This window comes from Candidatus Poriferisodalis sp., assembly GCF_965208485.1.
Lineage (GTDB): Bacteria > Actinomycetota > Acidimicrobiia > Acidimicrobiales > Poriferisodalaceae > Poriferisodalis.
The window spans coordinates 4,030,409-4,048,335 of the sequence record NZ_OZ242344.1; the positions used below are offsets into that span (position 1 = coordinate 4,030,409).

17 protein-coding genes are annotated in these 17,927 nt (G+C 62.8%); 4 read left to right on the top strand and 13 right to left on the bottom strand.

Annotated features, from left to right (window positions below):
• The first annotated feature begins 6 nt into the window (after window positions 1–6).
• Window positions 7–2,205: a hypothetical protein gene (locus tag ACOGXQ_RS18460; protein ID WP_419945068.1), complete on the top strand. Its 2,199-nt coding sequence runs from the start codon at window positions 7–9 to the stop codon at window positions 2,203–2,205.
• A gap of 9 nt (window positions 2,206–2,214) precedes the next feature.
• Here ACOGXQ_RS18460 and ACOGXQ_RS18465 read toward each other — a convergent pair whose 3' ends face one another.
• The 7 genes from ACOGXQ_RS18465 to ACOGXQ_RS18495 all read right to left on the bottom strand — a co-directional run bounded on the left by ACOGXQ_RS18465 (window position 2,215) and on the right by ACOGXQ_RS18495 (window position 10,943).
• Window positions 2,215–2,643 carry a hypothetical protein gene (locus tag ACOGXQ_RS18465; RefSeq protein WP_419945069.1) on the bottom strand — a complete coding sequence of 143 codons (429 nt, stop codon included), beginning with the start codon at window positions 2,641–2,643 and terminating at the stop codon, window positions 2,215–2,217.
• The gene (locus ACOGXQ_RS18470; protein ID WP_419945070.1) at window positions 2,640–4,781 is read right to left on the bottom strand and encodes an AAA family ATPase; all 2,142 of its coding nucleotides are present in this window, start codon (window positions 4,779–4,781) and stop codon (window positions 2,640–2,642) included. The genes ACOGXQ_RS18465 and ACOGXQ_RS18470 overlap by 4 nt, the downstream gene beginning before the upstream one ends.
• On the bottom strand, window positions 4,778–4,969 hold the full coding sequence (locus ACOGXQ_RS18475) for a hypothetical protein (RefSeq protein WP_419945071.1): 192 nt from the start codon (window positions 4,967–4,969) through the stop codon (window positions 4,778–4,780). The genes ACOGXQ_RS18470 and ACOGXQ_RS18475 overlap by 4 nt, the downstream gene beginning before the upstream one ends.
• Window positions 4,970–4,995: 26 nt before the next feature.
• Entirely contained in the window at window positions 4,996–7,215 is a 2,220-nt protein-coding gene (locus ACOGXQ_RS18480) for a DEAD/DEAH box helicase family protein (protein WP_419945072.1), read from the bottom strand.
• Window positions 7,216–7,551: 336 nt separating this feature from the next.
• Entirely contained in the window at window positions 7,552–8,712 is a 1,161-nt protein-coding gene (locus tag ACOGXQ_RS18485; protein WP_419945073.1) for an exonuclease domain-containing protein, read from the bottom strand.
• Between the two features lie 169 nt (window positions 8,713–8,881).
• Entirely contained in the window at window positions 8,882–9,568 is a 687-nt protein-coding gene (locus ACOGXQ_RS18490) for an ion transporter (RefSeq protein ID WP_419945074.1), read from the bottom strand.
• Window positions 9,569–9,638: 70 nt separating this feature from the next.
• Window positions 9,639–10,943 (bottom strand): ATP-binding protein, encoded by a 1,305-nt coding sequence (locus tag ACOGXQ_RS18495; RefSeq protein WP_419945075.1) that lies wholly within the window; start codon window positions 10,941–10,943, stop codon window positions 9,639–9,641.
• A gap of 235 nt (window positions 10,944–11,178) precedes the next feature.
• Here ACOGXQ_RS18495 and ACOGXQ_RS18500 point away from each other — a divergent pair, with 235 nt between their 5' ends.
• The 3 genes from ACOGXQ_RS18500 to ACOGXQ_RS18510 all read left to right on the top strand — a co-directional run bounded on the left by ACOGXQ_RS18500 (window position 11,179) and on the right by ACOGXQ_RS18510 (window position 12,654).
• On the top strand, window positions 11,179–11,820 hold the full coding sequence (locus tag ACOGXQ_RS18500; RefSeq protein ID WP_419945076.1) for a nitroreductase family protein: 642 nt from the start codon (window positions 11,179–11,181) through the stop codon (window positions 11,818–11,820).
• A 187-nt stretch (window positions 11,821–12,007) separates the two neighbouring features.
• The gene (locus tag ACOGXQ_RS18505) at window positions 12,008–12,229 is read left to right on the top strand and encodes a CopG family transcriptional regulator (RefSeq protein WP_419945077.1); all 222 of its coding nucleotides are present in this window, start codon (window positions 12,008–12,010) and stop codon (window positions 12,227–12,229) included.
• Window positions 12,226–12,654, top strand: a complete 429-nt coding sequence (locus tag ACOGXQ_RS18510) for a TA system VapC family ribonuclease toxin (RefSeq protein ID WP_419945078.1) — start codon at window positions 12,226–12,228, stop codon at window positions 12,652–12,654. Before ACOGXQ_RS18505 ends, ACOGXQ_RS18510 begins: the two co-directional genes overlap by 4 nt.
• A gap of 497 nt (window positions 12,655–13,151) precedes the next feature.
• On the opposite strand, the gene ACOGXQ_RS18515 is transcribed toward ACOGXQ_RS18510, so the two are convergent.
• From ACOGXQ_RS18515 to ACOGXQ_RS18540, 6 genes are all read right to left on the bottom strand, one after another.
• Window positions 13,152–13,889 (bottom strand): ISL3 family transposase, encoded by a 738-nt coding sequence (locus ACOGXQ_RS18515; protein WP_419945079.1) that lies wholly within the window; start codon window positions 13,887–13,889, stop codon window positions 13,152–13,154.
• 90 nt (window positions 13,890–13,979) lie between these two features.
• Entirely contained in the window at window positions 13,980–14,420 is a 441-nt protein-coding gene (locus tag ACOGXQ_RS18520) for a hypothetical protein (protein ID WP_419945080.1), read from the bottom strand.
• Window positions 14,421–14,600: 180 nt separating this feature from the next.
• Entirely contained in the window at window positions 14,601–16,070 is a 1,470-nt protein-coding gene (locus ACOGXQ_RS18525) for an AAA family ATPase (RefSeq protein ID WP_419945081.1), read from the bottom strand.
• A gap of 125 nt (window positions 16,071–16,195) precedes the next feature.
• Complete coding sequence (locus ACOGXQ_RS18530) at window positions 16,196–16,582, bottom strand: RidA family protein (protein ID WP_419945082.1); 387 nt, start codon at window positions 16,580–16,582, stop codon at window positions 16,196–16,198.
• Between the two features lie 54 nt (window positions 16,583–16,636).
• Window positions 16,637–16,924 carry a DUF1330 domain-containing protein gene (locus ACOGXQ_RS18535; protein WP_419945083.1) on the bottom strand — a complete coding sequence of 96 codons (288 nt, stop codon included), beginning with the start codon at window positions 16,922–16,924 and terminating at the stop codon, window positions 16,637–16,639.
• 31 nt (window positions 16,925–16,955) lie between these two features.
• Window positions 16,956–17,879 (bottom strand): TauD/TfdA dioxygenase family protein, encoded by a 924-nt coding sequence (locus tag ACOGXQ_RS18540; RefSeq protein ID WP_419945084.1) that lies wholly within the window; start codon window positions 17,877–17,879, stop codon window positions 16,956–16,958.
• Between the last annotated feature and the right edge of the window lie 48 nt (window positions 17,880–17,927).

The window sequence follows — 17,927 nt, forward strand, 5'->3', positions numbered from 1 at the left end:
ACGAGAATGTCAGAAGCCGACGAGGGAGTGCAGGACACCCGGGGCCTGCAGCAGGCCACGCTGTTCACCACAATCTGTCCAATCATTCAGTCGGCCGAATCGGGATGGCTCGAGCGGCTACAGAGCATTTCAGACCCGCGCCAATTAGTCATCGAGTTCGTCATGGCTACGGACGCGGTGCAAATTGACGAGTTGATTCCCATCCTCGTCTCCCGTCAGGGACCCGCTCCTCTGGCCGAGTTGCCTACTCGCACAAAGAACTGCTTGCTCCGTGCGGGCGTTGAGACTTGGGAACAAGTACGGCGGCTAGATCTGAGAACGATCGGGGACTTCAAGCACGCCGGTGACAAGACATTGCGTGCAGTCATTGACTGGTGCCTCAGACACGCTGAGGAGATAGCTCGTTCCGGTACCGCAGCCCTGAATCCCTCGCCTGGCGTAACGGATGAGAAAGTTGGCCAGCAGGACGATGCCAGCGGGACTTCTTCGCCCGTGGGGCGAGCGGCGCCAACCCCGGCACCAACAGCGATTGACACGCTCCGCCGCTGGCTGGCGATCACAGGACCGCAGCAACCCACGATGAAGGAGCTCCTTGAGCTCCTGGCCTCAGACCTCGAGCTATTGCCCGTCGAGGTCACGCAGGCGGCGGTTGAGCTACTCTCGCAGCCGCTTCACGTGGGGGAAGCCGACGACAGCCCTGATACCGCGGATCCCCTTGCCGCAGCCCGGGCTCTCATTGGAGACGACCGGAATTGGGAGGTCTGGAAGGCCAGGAACTTTTTCGGGGCCGATGCGCAGCCAACATTCGCCGACATCGGCGAGGAATTTGACTTGACGCGAGAACGCGTCCGTCAGCTGGACAGGCGCGTTACGGAAACTATGGCGGCCGCGATCGAAGCTGACCAGGGATTCGAGTCGATTCGGTGGCGTGCGCACCGGCTTGGCCAGCAACTGGGAAGCGGCGTCCCGCTAGCGAGTTCCCTAGCAACTTTGGCGCTCTCCGATCAGTCCGAAGAGCACGCTGTCGCCTTGTGGCACGCAGGTCCGTACGTTCAGCGAGATGGCTGGCTCGTCCGTAAGGGCGAGAGTCCCAAGAGCGTCGTCGAGGCCGCTATCCGGGATCTTCCTGGGCCGCTGATTCACAAGGATGAGCTAGAGGGCATCTTGGGCGCAGCGGGAGTCCCAGTGGCCGCCCTCGACAACGTCATTTCCTGCACCGATGCCATTCGAGACATTGGTCAAGGGTGCTTGGTCCGCTGGTATGGGGCGATACCTGACAAGGTGGAAGTTGTGCTCGCGCTGCTGGGTAGGCCGGCCACAGCTGAAGAAATCCTCGAACATTTCTTGAGCGACCGCAGTGTCACGAGCGTGAAGAACGCTCTCGCGGCAGACGATCGCTTCTATCGCACGAACATGACCGAGTGGGCGCTCGCGGAATGGGGCCTTGAAGAGTACTCGGGAATTGTCGAGGAGATCATCGAGCGGATCGAGAGGGATGGGGGAACGACGGACACCGCTGCCCTAGTTGAAGAGCTTGTCGGGCAGTTTGGTGTCTCGGAGAATTCGGTGCGTAGCTACCTCGGCACCCCGGCCTTTGTCGTTGAGGGAACTCACGTCCGACAGCGACGCCTTGAAGAGTTCAAACTCAAGCCGAAGCCGCTACGGCATACTCGTGGCGTCTTCCGACCTTCGCCGATTCGCCTAGTGGCGAACTTCCTAGTAGATAGGGATTTGCTGAGAGGTTCAGGCCAAGCGATCGACATAGGACTGGCGACGCAACTGGGTCTCGGACCCGGTGGACGTCTTATTTTCACTTCGTCCCACCAAGAGGTCAGGTTCGGTTGGCGGCCATGGAGCGTCACCGGTCCTGATGTTGGTTCCCTCGCCCCCGCGGCGCGAGCATTCGGGGCGCATCAGGGTGATCTGCTCATCGTCGACCTCGACCTAGACAAAGAGGAAGCGGCATTTGGGCTCGTAGACGAGTCACTGCAGGGCCATGAGAGGTTTGAGGCCCTTACGGGCTTGGTTGAACCCCCCGACATGGTCGCCGCGCTCGCAGCTGCGATCGGTGTAGAACCGGCAGAGGTGCGGGCGTCGCTCCGAAATCGTGGCGACGAGGAGTTGATCGGATTGTTGCCGCGGCAACCCGATGCAGCCCTAGAGACTCAGTTGGACAGGCTTGCAGATTTCCTTGACGAACTCTGAGCTAGCTGCTCAGTCAAGTATTTCATCAAGACGCCGGTACACAGCCAGTGTCGGATTGGGCGCTCCAGCCACAACATCGAATAGCCAGTTCATCCCATAGTTGGCGTATTCGGATGCCAATGCAACGACGCGATTTGCCCAGCCGTCGTCTGCGATTGCGTCGGTACCAGTTTCTGATAGTCCAAGCAATTGAAGGTGTGCGATACGCCACGGGTCGCTGTCGAAGATCACACCAGTCGCAAACTTAACAGTGTCTCCTTCTAGCGCGCGTTTCTGCCCTTCCCGCAATCCTATGCACATGCCCGCCCACCAAACATCTATCATTCTCGGAAAGGGCTTTCTGCGATCGCCTTGCGATTGAAGATCATCCATGCGCTCGCGAACTGACTTCGAGATTTCGATATCGGTTGACGAGAACGGATTTGCCATGGGGCTCATCGGGCTTCTGCCTCCTCATCGCGAAAGGCCAGCCCCCGCTGGTCATCGTTTATCCTGGCGCAAATCCTGCACGTCGTTTCGATTCCACAAGTGCACATCCGAACCACCGGACGATCTTGCCCCCAAACTCGTGCTAGTTCACCGCTGTCGCGTGAACAGGTCATGGTCCGCGATACGCCTGCCCGCATCGCAAGTTGGGCCTCCACATCGCGAATCTCCGATCTAGTAAGAAGAAGCAGGACTTGGAAAGGCAGCTCGGGTTGAGGATCGGTGATGGATTCGACCATTCTGCTCTTTACTGACCCTGAGACCATGCCAAGCGCGGTGTCGATGATTCTAGGTGATTCGACCTCAGCTACTTCCATCAGAGCCCAAATGAACGAGAGTGTGAGGGCACGTTGCGAAGCGCCATTAATCTCCCCATCGAAGTCGAGCTTGCGACCTCCAAGATCGCGGACCTCGATGTCGAAGGATTCGTTGATAGTCACCTCGGCAAAAACCGATGAATCAATCTCCGGATCGGAGCCGACTATGTCGAGAAACATCGTCGCCATGCGTGCCTCGACTTGACGAACACGATTACCCTCGAGGGTGTCAATCATCTGATCAACGAGATGATGAAGATCCACGGCTGCGTCAAGTCGGGCTTTCTTCGCGGCCGATCTGTCAGCCTCGCGCTCAAGCGTCTCAAAGACCGATTTTGCTGCCCTGAGCTTCTCCTGTGCGATCTCTAGGTCGCGGCCATCGCGGGCCAATTGTCGGTCCGCCTCCGCGATCTTGGGATCAACGTCAGCGATGTTATCTACGAGGGTTCTGACCCGCTCCTCATCAATCTGAGCCCGTTTGCCCTCTGCATGTGCCAGTTGTTGTCGTTTCGAGCGGATCGTGTCGGTAATCGATGTGGACACTTCTAAGGCTCGTTGGCGCCGGTCAGCGAACCCGTTGCGGTCAGCCTTCTGCGCCTCGTGCGCTTGATGAGCTGCGCGCGCAACGTGTAGCGCTTCCGTGAGCCTCTGATCGCGCTCACTAACTGCGCGCTGGCGCTCGATCAGGTGCTCGATGTGGGTGCGGGCGTCGCTACCCTTGGCGAGGCTTGTGCCACAAATGCACTCTTCGAGCTGAAGGCGGTCGACTAGTACTTCGACTGCCGTGCCTGGGATCACACCACGATCAGCGAGTTCACCCAAGGACATAAGACCCGTGTGGAGCTGTTCGCCTGCAACATCCCACGATAGCGCTTCCGACCTCAATGCTTCTCGCATATCGGCAAAGTGCGACGTTTCGCGCTCGTTGAGATCGTTTAGGTCTGCCTTGAGACCGCTTATTTCTGCGTTAATCTCGTCGATATCGCCAACATCTTTGATTCTGCCTAACTCCGAATCCCAACCGGCACGTGTTTCGCGCATGCGGTGAAGCGATGATTCGAGATCTTCAATCTTCGACGTCAGTTGCTCAACTGCAGTTTCGGCACCTTCAACCGCAACCGAGGCATCCTGGAGGTCGCTCGAGCCACTCTGTGCAAAGTCTCTTCGCATTCGAGTTTCGATGCGCGTCAAATCGGTCCGGGCGATGTAGAGCTGCTCAAGACCGAGCAACGACTTTATGGCACTGTGTACCTGCTCCTGCCGTTCGCGTGTGTTGACCTTGCCAGACATAAACTCTTGGACGTCGTCCCCGTTGGTGAAGAACACGCGTCGGAGGTCCGGCGGAATCATCTGTTCGACAAACGCCTCCGGAGGCTCGACCGGGTCTTCGCCTTGTGGTGTTAGGTGGTAGAGCTGTACTCGGTCCGCGGTAGATCTGAATGTGTCGCCGTCTTCTGGAGTTTCCGCGACAGATCGGATCAACCGGTATTGTCCCTCACCTCCACCAGCATCGTGCGTGAATTCGACCATAACGGAAACATCAATCGGTTGTCCAGTTGCAGTCGCTGTTGAGGCCAGACGAAGATCGCTAGCATGACTAGGTAAACCGGGACGGCCATAGAAGGCCCAGAGCATTGCAGCGAGCAAACTCGTTTTGCCCGAGCCGTTCTCGGCCCGAATAAGCGTCAGTGGCTTTTGCGGATCGGTTGAGAATTCTAGGCGAATGTCCTCAAGAAGCTTGAAGTTCTGTATCTCTACGCGGTGAAGCCTCATTTCGGATTAGGAGCCTTTGAGGTAATCGTCGTACCCAAAGACTCGACTAAGTCTTGGATGCGGTCGCGACGGGCTGCCTCGGTGGCTGCCGTCTCCTGTGAATTCACAACTTCGATGATCGCCTTTGCCAAGTCCACGCGATAACCGGGATAACGCTCATCGACAGCCTCGATCGTTTCCGCGACCACTGCTCGAAGTTGTCGACGTCCTCCCATCATGCTCGGCTCGCCTCTCGCTCCATTTGATCTAACTCCTCGGCAATCGTTCGCGGGCCGTCAGCGTCCCACTCGTTGCGTGCCAAGCTAGCGAAGGCCCGGACTCTCCTCAGCTCGCTTCGGAGAATTGACCCAGCGGCAGATTCCGAGAGATCAGGTGGCACGACAACAAAGTCATGAATGGCTGCCGCCTCCTTCCCCTCGGCCTGACGAAGCACGCGGCCACGCCGCTGGACCCACTCTCGCTCGACAGTTGTGGACGCAAGTATGAATGCTGACTCTGTCGCAGGGACGTCGACGCCTTCGTCGAGCACTCTCATGGCGGTAAGTGCCTTGTACTCACCGGCGGCGAATCGGTGAAGAATCTCATCGCCGCGTCCTGCTGCGTTCTCTTCGGCGGTGAGCTCATGGGCGACGATGCCGAGATCCTGCAGCACTTCGTTGACTTCCTCGATCTGGCGACGGTCAGAGAGCTCCGGGGGCTTCGAAGAGGCATAGATGAGCGTCCGCCGCACACTTGCTGGCCCGATCTGGCGCAAGACGGCTGACAGAGCGGGGACCTTGCCGCTTGCTTGCTCGAGAACGGCGCGGCGCTGCCTTAGGAGGTGCTCCACACGTGAGTTGGGTATGACTGCCTGGCCCTCATCCGTCATTCGGAAGCCTGCGGCGAAGAGATCGTCGGTGAGCGATGCGTAGCGCTCGAGTTCATCCTCGGTGAGGCTGACGGTGTGTACGTGGTAGTCGTACGGCACGAGGCAACCTGCGTCGATCGCAGCTCGAAGGCCGAACTCAAACACCTGGGGTCCAAAGAACGCGAACAATTCGTCGGTGCCAAGACTGTCGAATTGCCGAATTGGCGTAGCCGACAGGCCTAATCGCCACGCGAAGGCCTCGGGAGGGTTGGACAAGAACGATGGTGCTCCCAGATTGTGCACCTCGTCGCCGACCAGCATCGTGTCCGCGCCAGTTTGGGCGACATCCTCAGCGAGTTCTCTCAGGGAGCGGTCAGTGCGGAACAGCTGCTGCGTGCAGACGACCACCTCGGTTCGCTCCCCGCCGGTCGCGAATGCCGTTTGAATCTCCGAAATTCGCTCTGCGCGGCGACTTCCTGAGAGCTGTGAGGGCCGGACAGGCTCGATGCCGAACTCCCGTACGTCCTCACTCCACTGCCTCTCCAACGTCAAGGTCGGAACAAGAATCATCACCAGCATCGGTCTACCGACAGAGCGTCTGTCCTGTAGCTGCGTGGCGGCGATGAGGGCTGTCCGCGTCTTGCCACCGCCTGTAGCAATCGCCATCACACCCCGAGCCGCTGCACTCAAGAACTCGTCAACAGCTGTGCCCTGATGGCCATAGCGACCTTCTCGCCACTGCAGTCCGGCTGGCACAGCGAGCTGGGGCGGCGGCAGCGGGGAGCCCGGTGGCAACTCAGGTTCGAGCCCTGCATGTCGGTCAGCCCGCCAAGCTGCCCAGAAGTCCCGCGTGGTAGGCGGTTTGCTGGTGCTTCCGAGTGAAGTGATCAACTCGGCCGCTTGAGGGGCGCTGATCGTCAGCGTTCTATCGCGTTGGTTTGACCAGTACTCCTCAAATGTGCGCACCATCTTCGAGATTCGCTTCGCCGCTTGAGGGCCGTCACACCAATTGCGATCAACACTCATTTGCTCACCGTTGACGAACAGACCGCTGTGGGTGACGTTGCCGGAGCCGTGCACCGCTAGCCAGTCGTCGCCATGTCGAAGCAGCCACTGCTTGGGGTGGAACATCCCGGCCCGCATCAGAACGAAGCGAAGCTCGGCCTGTCCCCGCGCAACCATGTAGCCAAGACAATCCGAAGCGTGCTGTGCGAGAGCGGAGGGAATGAGATCGCCTCCCGGTGTCGCGAGCGTCCGCTCGATTGCTTCGCACACAACTGCTTCCGGCTCGCGCGACCCCCGTTGCACAGCAACAAGATCGTCGTCGGTGAGGTGCGGGCTCAGCAGCAGGCGCAGGGATGCGGTGGACCGGTTGATGTAACTCGCGAGCCCTGGGCTCAGCTTCGCTAGCGCGTCGGAGGTGAAGTAGGCAGACACGATCCGCGCTTCCGCAGCGCACTGGAAGGCGGGAATGAGCACCTCACCCGCTAAGTCATCTTGAGGTGCCTCATAGAGAGGCTGCGTCTCACCCAGCGCCCGCAAACCCCACCCGCCTTCGGGCGTGGCATCAGCAGGCACAAACTTCACACCAGCTAGATGCCCATTCGACCAGTCCGTCTAGTCGGCCTCGATTTGTTTCGCCATTCGTCGAGCGTGCCGCGGCCAATCCGTCCATGCTGATCGTGTAACCCTCCGGTCCTCGAGAATCCGTGGCGGAGTCAAGACTCGCCGCACGCTATCGGCCCGACTCTGTGCCCGGCTGTGCGTTTTCTGGAAGCTGTGACGGGGACCTGTTAGGTGGTCCAGCCGGCCTGTCCGTCTGTTCGGGGTCCGGATTTGTCGCTTGGAAACCGGAGGCGTGCGCGGCGGAGGTCAGTTCACGGAAGCGCTCACCGTGCAGGGGCATGGGCGCGTGGGCGCCGTTCACCCGAGTTGTTCGACGAATTCTGCGACGGACAGCACTGGGATGCCGTAGTCGCGGGCCTTGCGAGCCTTGCCTGAGCTGCTCGATGCGTCGGCTGCAACCAGCAGGTCGCAGTTCTTCTTGGTGACCGAGCTGACTGGGACAAGTCCGGCCAGCGCTGCCAAGCGCTCCAGCACGTCTCGTCCGACGGCTTCGCCCCCGATGGTCGCTGTGCCGGTGAAGCAGACGCGGGTGCCCTCCGCCAAGTCGACGGAAGGCTGAGTCTCGGTCACCTCTGGGATCGTCGCATCGGTGATGTCGAGCGCTAGCGCTATGCGCTCCATGAGTTCATGCTCTTCACGGGTGATGACGTGGTCGCGTTGTGCCGCGGCAACGATGGAGTCGAAGTAGGCACGATGCGCTTGGTCGATTTGCCGCTGGTTGATGCCGAGATCTTGCGCTGTCTCCAGCAGTTCGCGTCGTTCGGTGTCGGTGACGATGTGGTCGTCGAGTACCCAGTCGAGCAGGTCGAGATAGCTCAAGAGCGCCTCGTCGGAGAAGGGGTAGTGGGCACGCGACACGGTCCGAACCATGTCGTTGGTGCTTGCGGCGCCGCTCGGGCGTCGGAGCGTTCTCGGTCGAGAGCCTTGTTCGATGTAGCCGATGCGGCATGCCTCGGCACTGTTGCTCGGCAGCGCATCATCGTCGAGCAGCAGCGACGCGAGCTGTGCAGTAGCTCGCGCGTCCGAGAGCGCACGATGCTGGTCGGCATGGGCAATGCCGAAGCTCTCGCAAGCCAGTCCGAGCTTCTGCGACGTGGCGCGCAAGGTGCAGTATCCCGCTCCGGGATCAAATGCGGTTCCGAGGCGCTGGAACTCTTGGCCAAGCAATCGGGCGTCGAATGCCAGATTGTGTGCCACCAGAACGGTCCCCTGCAGACGCCGGCCGAGCGCTCCTGCCACTTCCTCGAAGGTCGGGGCCGCGGAGACCATCGATGCGGTGACGCCGTGCACATTGACCGGGCCCACATCACGTTCAGGATTGATGAGGGTGTCGATCTCGTCCACGACCTGCCCGGTGTCGATGTCGACTTCGACAGCTGCGAACTCAACGATTCGGTCGTGTTTGCCGAAGCCGGTTGTCTCGCAGTCGATGGCGACGATCCGTTGCTGAAGTGACATGGCTGACCTCGCCTGCTTCAACGCTGGTTGAGCAATGTTGATTGTGTTGGCTGGCTGAGTCTGACATCGCCGCTTCGAGCCGGCACGGCCGTCGCTGCCGTGCCTGACGGGTGGCTGCGGCCGAATGGGCAGTTGATGCCTGCGCTGCTGGCTCGGGGAGTCCCATGCGTCATGTGGCCTGCGAGTCGTGCTTGTACAGCGCTGAGGCCAGCAGACCTGATGGCACGGCGACCACGCCGAGGCCGATCAGCACGATGAAGATGCTGAGCAGCTTGCCGCCGAAGCTGAGCGGCTGATAGCCCTCGGCGCCGGCGGTCAGCGACAGCACTGCCCAGTAGAAGCTGTCGAAGATGCTGACGTACAGCGTGTCGGGTTGATCGTGTTCGAGCTCGTAGATGCCCACCGATGCGATGAACATCAGAATCCCCGAGGCCGACACATACACCAGCAGCTCATCGGCGATGTCCCGGAACGCTGCACGAAAGCGGTCGAGTGCCGCGCTGCCTCGCACCAGCTTCACGACGCGGAACACTCGCAGCAGTCGCAGCAAGCGCAACGAGGTACCGGCCGGGACGTTCGCGAAGCCGCCGAGCACCGCTAGCAAGTCCACGATGCCGTAGAACGAGAAGACGTAACGCCACGCAGACGGTGCGAGCGCGATGCGCATGATGTACTCGACGACGAACATCAGCCAGATGACGAGTTCCAGGGTCCACAGCCATCCCGGCAGGCCACCGTCGGCTGCGGCGTAATGCGTGTCGGCCACCAATGTGGCCATCGAGAGCACGATGACCGCGCTGATGAACGCGTTGACCCGACGGCCGCGCCGGGTATCCAAATCGAAGATCTCGCGCACGCATCGCCCCTCTCGCTGACCTGGTGAGGCGCGAGTCTGGCGACTCCGTCTCGTGCTCACAGGGTGCGGGTCAACGGTCCCAGAGTGCGCTGATCGGCAGCGCGACGATCCGGTCGTCGATGCGATAGCTGACATCGCCGGTGTAGAACACGATCCCGAGGGCGAACCTGTCGCCGAGGACGTCGCGCAGCCATGCGAGGTTCCGGTGATGCCGGGAGTTGACAGAGCGGCTGGCCTTCACCTCGAAGCCGAAGACTCGCCCGTCTGCGGCCTCTGCGATGATGTCGATCTCTCGTCGGCCGTCGGCACTGCGAAAATGGCTCAGCGAGACGCGGTCGTCCGTGAACGTCGCCTGCTTGGCCAGCTCATTCACCACCAAGGTCTCCAGCAGCGGCCCGCGCATGCGCTCGGCGGGATCGAGCAGCTGCGACGTGCTGAGCCGCAATGCCGATGCGGCGAGCCCGGTGTCGGCGAGGTAGAGCTTGGGGCGGCGTCGCGCACGTGTGGCGGCACTGGTCGCCCACCCGGGCAGCGTGTGCACCAAGTAGAGCATCCGCAGGTGGGCGAGGTAGTCGGAGGTGGTGTCTCTCGTGCCGAAGCCGAGATCGCGGCGCAGGTCTTCGATCACCAAATCGGACGCTGTGCGGGCCGCTACCGCTTCGAGCAGGCGCGGCAAATCGTCGATCTTGCGCGCTCCTGTCAGCTCCCGCACGTCACGGGCGATGACCGCCCGGATGTAATCGTCGAACCACACTGCGCGCATGCGTTCCGACATGCCGATGAGCGCCGGGTAGCCGCCTCGGGCTACTCGCTCTGCATAGTCATGGGGCGTGTCGCTGGAGATTGTGCGGCCTGCGAGCACGCTGTCGGTGATTCGTCCGCTGTCGCGGGTACCGCTCGCGTGGCGTCGATGAGCGCTGTCTGCGAGCAACTCGGTCAGCAGGCCGCCGGTGCGCTCATGCTCGGTTTCGCTCAACGGCAGGAGATCGAGAAACGAGGCTCGCCCGGCGAGCGATTCGCTCAGATGCGGAACCGTGAGGAAGTTCGCCGACCCGGTGAGAAGAAACGCGCCCGGTGCGGGATCGGCATCCACAGCGATCTTGATCTCTCGGACGAGCGCGTCGCCGCCGCGCTGCACTTCGTCGATGATGACGGGGCGCTGTCGAATCTCGATGAACGAGCGCGGATCTTGGAGACTCGCATCCCGCTGGGCTTGGTCGTCGAGGCTGACGAACGTGCCGCCGTTGGCCAGCAGGCGCACCAGTGTCGTCTTGCCCGCCTGCCGGGCACCGTGCAGCACAACCACCCGGAAGGTCGCGAGCCGCTCTCGCAGGGTGCGCTCGATTCGGCGCTGTATAAGGGAGTTCTCCGACATTGATGTCTCGCCTGCGCGCAGCACGCACCCGTGATCGTCACTTGGCTGTGGCGCTACCAGTCATTTCTCGCATCGACTATAGGTCATTCCTCGCATCTTCTACCAGTCATTTCTTGCGGCAATTGATGGTCGATGCTCCCACGGACGTGTCCGATGGCTACTGTTGCGCCGCCGTCGGCGGGGGTCGGCGTCGGGCCGGCAACGGCGCAATCCAAGGAAACGAGGAGACGGACGAATGGAACTTGGCGAGGCAGCACTGACGTCAATGACGACGAGGTACTTCACAACCGATCCGGTGTCGGACGAGACGCTGGAGCGGGCGTTCGACTATGCGCGGCATGCGCCCCAGGGCGGCAACCGCCAGCCCGTGCGGTTCATCGTGGTCCGCGACGAGGCGAAGAAGCGGCAGCTGCAGGAGTGGTACCTGGAGCCGTGGAAGGCCTACTTGGGCATGGCGCGGCAGGGCGACATCGACATCATCGGCGAGAAGGCCAGCCGCCTGCTCGATCGCGCTGACTACTTCGCCGAGCACTTCGCCGAAGTGCCGGTCATCGTGGTGGCCTGCGGCTACCTCGACGGCGTCCACCCCACCGACACCGAGCTGGGACGCCTCAGCGTCGTGGGCGGCGGCTCGATCTACCCGGCCGTGCAGAACTTCCTGCTCGGCTGCCGTGAGGCCGGCCTGGGCACGGCGCTCACCACGCTGCTGTGCATGTACGAGCCGCAGGTGGCCGAGATGCTCGACATTCCCGAAGGCGTGGCCACCGCGGCCCACATCGCGGTCGGTTACCGGGCGACGCCGTTCCCGCGCAAGCTGGACCGCCTGCCGCTGTCGGAGATCGTCTTCGACGAGACTTGGGGCAACCCGACCTACTAGCCCATGTGACAGCGGCTCGGCAACGACGAGCACAATATTCGCTGGAAGCACATCTATCGGCGCGCTATGACGGGCCTATGTCGCCGTCTGCACCGCTTGCCGCCAGTCAAGAGTTCTTGCCAGTTCACGAGTGCGAAGCGACTGGAGCGGGCTATCGGGCGTGATGTTGTGATGTTATGATGACACGATGCGGACAACGCTCGACTTGGACGACGATGTGCTTGCGGTAGCGCGCTCGTTGGCACGAGAGCGAGGCGTTTCGATCGGGGCAGCCATGTCGGAACTGGCTCGTCGCGGTTGCCGGCAACGCCCGCCTGCTGCTTCTGGGGGAGTGCCTGGGTTCGAGGTCGACCCTGACAGCGGTCCGATTACACCGGAGATGGTTCGTGCGGCGAGCGAGGATTGGTGACGCCCCTTCTTGACGTCAACCTGCTCGTGGCATTGGCTTGGCCGACCCACACACACCATGCCGCAGCCGTTGACTGGTTCACCTCTCTCCACGGAGCACCCTGGGCGACGACACCGCTGGTACAGCTCGGCTTCATACGGGTGTCGTCGAATCGTCGGGTCTTGCCCGATGCGCGATCGCCCCATGAGGCCGCCTCAGTGATGCGCGCTCTTGCTGCGGTGGACGGCCATGAGTTCTGGATTGATGATGTCGATCCTTCCCAGGCACTTTCCGGCGGCCCGGAGCGGCTGACGGGCTATCGACAGGTGACCGACGCACACCTCATCGCCTTGGCCGAACGTCACGGAGGCTGCGTCGCGACCTTCGACAGGGCCATGGCTTCGCTGGCAGACAATGAGTCGCGGGTGCTCGTTCTGAATGCCTGATGACGACGACCCGGCCGCATCCGCCTCGGATCGGTTGGGTGGCCTGCTGGCACCCGAAAGCGAGATGTTGCGGGCGGCGGGACTTGCCGCCGACGAAGCTGATCTGATTGCTGCCAAGCGACGGTCGCTGAGTGATCCGGTCGTGCGGCAACTGGCACGAGAGCGCTTCGCCGGGCTGTGGGACGAACCCGAGCCGGCGCCGACAGAGGCCGACGAGCGGGGTTCTGAGCGACGCGGGTTCTGGGTCATGGCGGCGTTCGCCGTCGCGGCGGCTGTGGCTGTGCGCCTGCCCGAGGCGTTCGGATTCGGCTTGATCGACTCCGACGACGCCGGCTTCTATGCGCGCAACGTCAGCTTGCTTGTCTTGGCTCCGCTGGGCGGCTGGTTCGTCTGGCTGAAGAGGCCGCCGCGTTGGGCAACGGCCGTGATCGTCGCCGTCTTCGCAGCTTCCGCAGCCGTCATCAACGCCTATCCGTTCGATGATGACGGTTCGACTTTCACGCTCGCCGTGCTGCATTTGCCTGTGTTGTTGAGCCTTCGTCTTTTGTTGGGATGGGGGCTGCTGGGTTCGGCGGGTTCGGGCTATGAGTGTTCCGCGGGCTTCGAGGTTCGTGTGGTTGGTGAAGCCGTGGGCTTTGCGGCGTAGGACTCGGGTGGGGGTTGTTGGTGCCTTCGATGCGGCCGTTGCTGGGCTGGCCGGTTTGGTGCCAGTCGAGGATCTGGGGATGCCAGGCGAGGAAGGTGTCGACGACGTCGCTGAACTCGGGTATGTCGCCGGTGCGGTAGATGTCGGCGAGCCGGTCGAGGGCTTCGAGGGCGCCTTTGCGGTCCTTGGCGAGATAGAAGCGGTGCAGCTCGCCGAGCGCGTCCCAGGCTGCTTTGAGCCTCGGGTGGGTCTCGAAGAGCGCGTCGAGCCGGGAGCGTTCGTCTGCGCCGAGGGTGTCGGGGCGTTTCATGAGCACGAACCGTGCCCGGAACACCTCGGGGTCGAACGCCGGCTTGGCCCCTTCGGGGCGGCGCTGCACGTCGCGTCGCACCGCGGTCAGCCCGGCTGCGAACCAGCCGATCACGTGGAACCGGTCCAGCACATGGCGGGCGTGGCCGAGCCGCTCGGCGATCGCCGCCGCATAGGACTTGGACCCGTCCGAGACGACGACCTTGACGCCGCGGCGCCAGCGGTGCCCCTGAGCAGCCAGGAAGCCGCTGAGGGCCGCCTCGCTGCGGTGGGGCACCATCCGCGGGCACCTCCCCGGTGTCGCCGTTCACCAGCACCGTCACATACCGGTTCAGCGGCAGCCACAGCCGCACCGACATAACATCACGCCTCATCGAGGCCCTGCTGGGATCGGCGTCAGACACACCGATCCCAGCAGAGCCTCAACCCCTACCCGAGGACCCTCAACCCGACCCCATCCCAACAAAAGACGAAGAGCCAATATTCCGGCTGCGACTATGACGCCGCGGGCGCTGATATCGAAGCAACCAACTCCGGTGCCGAACGTCAGGTCCTCGGCGCCGATGGCAGCAAGGCAGGTGGTCAGGCATCGAGTGAGGTTTTGGGGTTCGAGAGTCGTCAGATACTCCGCGAGAGCGCCGACGATCCCGGTCTCACCATGGTCGTCTACAACAGCTTCGGGCGTCCTCGCGGCCTCGACATCGTCGCGGACGTGGTCGGCATCGCGATCATCCGTGCTGTCAGCAGCGCCCGACTTCCCGGCTTCGCTGGCCACGTCGCCCGCTGGTTCAGGGGCCTCTTCGTCGGTCACGCGCGACAAAGGTTCAGCCTCGGGTTCGCTGATGTCGGCTTCGGCGTTTGCTCGTGCTCTTTACCGGCTATTCGACGGACACAGTCTCGGGCGGCAGAACCTAACCGAAATGGCGAAGCCGAGCAGGCTGTGCGTCACTCAACGGTGGGTGGTCGCGTCCTCTTGGCACTCGGACCCGCATCAGCCGGGCTCAGGTCCTTGCCCACCGGCGGGGTAGAGGTCGTCGAGCGTCCAGCAGATGAGTTCGTGACCTGGCTCGGCGGCCTCGTAGAACGAGTCGCTGAAGCCGCCTGCGGACACGAAGTAGAAGGGAGCGTTTTTCTGCAACACCTCGCTGGCCCAGCCATGACCGCTGCCGGCAAGCCGTCGCAGGGCTTCGATGTGCTCGAGATAGGTACGGGCATCGGCAGGCCGATTGCGGAACTTCACCGACCCGGTGATCACAGCCCCGTCGAGCGTGCGACCCACGAGGTCGATGTCGACCTGCCGTCGAGTGCGGTCCTTGCCGGTCCACCTGCTCCACTCCGGCACCACTGGCAGTCCGCGCACCGCCCCCCAGCGTCGGTACGCCTGCGCCGCCACCTCTTCAAAGACGTGCTGGCCGATGTAGGTGGGCCAGCGTTCATGGGAGATGCGCTCTGCCCACGCCAAGTCGGGACCACCTGCAGCGAGCGCGGACTCCAAGGGCAGCGTGATGCCGTAGAAGAAGCGCTCTGCGGGATCACTCAGCTGGTAGGTCTTCCTCCTGCTCGTGCCGAAGTCGGATCGTTCCTCGACGAAGGACATCTCGACAAGGTTCCTCAGCGGCTCGCGCAGTGCTTCCCGCGAAGCGCCCAGCTCTGCTGCGATCTCTCCCAACGACGCTCTGCCGATGCCCACGCTTGCGAGGATCGCGCGGTAGCGAGCCACGTTCCTCAGGCCCTCCTGCTGCTCTATGGCTGAGCGCACCATCAATCCCACCGTTCCCGTCGGCGTGAGCAACTGGTCGATGATGTTCTGGTTGATGGGGATCGTGTCATCGACATGGGCGAGAAAGGCCGGCATGCCGCCGAAGGCTGCGTACGTGCGCACTCGATCTGCAGCGGAGTAGTGCGGCACCATTGCGCCCGCGTCGAAGTAGTCGAATGGCGTCAGCGAGATGGCGGTCTCCAGGCGCCCGTACAGCGGAGAACCGCCACGCGAGAGACCCTCGAGCGTGCTGGCAGCGGAGCCAGCGAGTACCACGAACAGCGGTGCCTGACGTTCGTGAGGCCCTTCCCAGACGGCATTCAGCTCGGAAGTGAGTTCACGCAGGCCCCGCGGTCCATCAGCTAGGTACTGGAACTCGTCGAGCACCAGAACGGTTGGTGTGTGCGGGCGCAGCCGGAAGAGCGCGCCGAATACCGCCCGCCAGGTCGGAAGGTCCTCGGGACGGAGATCGGTGCCCGACCATCGAGCGGCCTCATCGATGAGTACTCGACGGTTCACGGAGGCACCCGCGTCGGTTGCAGTGAAATAGAGCCTGCGGTCTGCAGGCCACAGGCTCTTGAGCAGGAACGTCTTGCCGACCCGACGCCGCCCATACACCAAGGCGATAGCCGATCGACTCGATTCGCTGAGTCCGCGTAGCAGGCGCGCCTCGTCCTCCCGGTCGATGAGGTCGTCAGCCACAGTCTTCCCTCGGTTGGGGATGGCACGGTCGAAATGTCCGTGCCTGCGCGTCCGAGTCTACAAGAGTGTGGTTATGAACACCGGTGTGTATATACACAGGTGCATATACACACCGACAGGGCGGCTCAGTCTTCGACGTAGGCCTCGAAGGTGCAGGAGATCTGCACCGGGCCGCCGCCTTCCACCTTCATGTTGTGGCGGGCGGGCCGCGACTCGGGGTCGGGGAAGCGCTCCAGCCACGGCCCGTTCAGCGCCGGTCGTGATGCCGCCGGGTCGGTGACGTAGAACGTCATCTTGGCCATGTCGTCCCAGGTGGCGCCGGCCCCTTCGAGCATCTGGCCGACGTGGGTGAACAGGTTCTCGATCTGCTCCTCCAGGGTGTCGGGGATGTCGCGGCCGCCGGGATTGGTCGGCGGTGTGATGCTGCTGGTGATGAACGGTCCGATCCGCGTCGCGGCGGGAATCGGGTTCGCGTGCTGGAAGCTCTCGATCTCAATCGACGTGCGCGCCATAGTGCTTGCTCCTGGTTGGGTAGTGCCGGAACGCAACCGTAGACGCGGGCTGGGCTAGACGCCCTCGACGACCACCATCTGGAATTCGGCTGCACCAGCCCTGACATCGCGGGCATGGCGGTACTTCTCGGAGTCGTAGAACGCCGTCGCCGAGTCCACGTCGGGGAACTCCAGCACGACGAGGCGTCGGGTCTCCTCGGGCCCCTCGAGGGTCACCGATTCGCCGCCTCGGACAATGAACCTGCCACCGCTCTCGGCGACAGCGGCCGGAGACAGCGCCTTGTATTTCTCGTACTGGTCAGGGTCGGTCACGTCGACCCGCGTGATGACGTAAGCAGTCACGTTGCTCCCTTCGGTCCAAAGACCGGATCGGCTACGAGACCGAGTTCATGACGGCGTCGCGGCCGTGCTTGAAGCCCGCCGTCTCTGCCGTGTGGTTGAGCGCCAGCTCGGTGTCGAGCTCGCCGGCGATCCGGGTGTGCCACATCTTGCGGGGCTGGGACATGTCGAAGGGCACGCCCTGGTGCATCAGTCGGCGGTTGTCCCAGATCACGGCTTCGCCCGCGGTCCACGCGTGCTGGTAGATGCGCGGTGGCTGGCAGGCCTCTCGGTTGAGCTGGTCCAGCAGCGCTACCGATTCCTGCGGATCCATGCCGATGATGTCGTGCGCATGCCGGCCGATCAGCAGGTTCGGCCGCCCGGTGTCGGGGTGGTACTTCACCAGCGGCCGGACCGAGACATCCAGGTCGTGGTAGCCGTACATGCCGTAGCTGCCGTCGTCCTTCTGCTTCGGCAGCAGCCCCGCCCGACCCTGGCTGTAGTAGAGCGAGTGGTGCGCCTCCAGCGTGTGCACCAGCTCACGGTCCTCGTCGGAGAGCACGTCATAGGCAGCCCGCATGTCGGCCCAGCCGGTGTCGGCCCCGTCTTCGGGCACCAGCTCGGCGGTGAACACTGCACCCTTGGCCTGCAGCGGCATGTAGGTGCTGTCGTGGTGCCAGCCCCAGTTGCCCTTCAGCGACTTCACCAGATCGTCGCCGGGCTCGTGGTGGACCTTGCCGTCCTTGCCGACGTTCGAGATCGGGGCCGCGTTGAACTCCAGGCTGCCGAAGCGCAGAGCGAACGCGTCCTGCTCGTCATTGGCCAGGAACTGATCTGAGAAGATCAGCAGCGCGTACTCCAGCCACGTCTCGTGCAGTGCCTCGAAGGTGGCGTCGTCGATGGATCGCAGCTCGATGTCGTGCACCCACGCTCCGAACGTGGCATCGAGCGGTTCGATGTTGAGCGGGACAGCCGTCATGGCCGGATCGTACCACCGGCCCCGAATTAGCTTCAGGGCTGGCGGGCG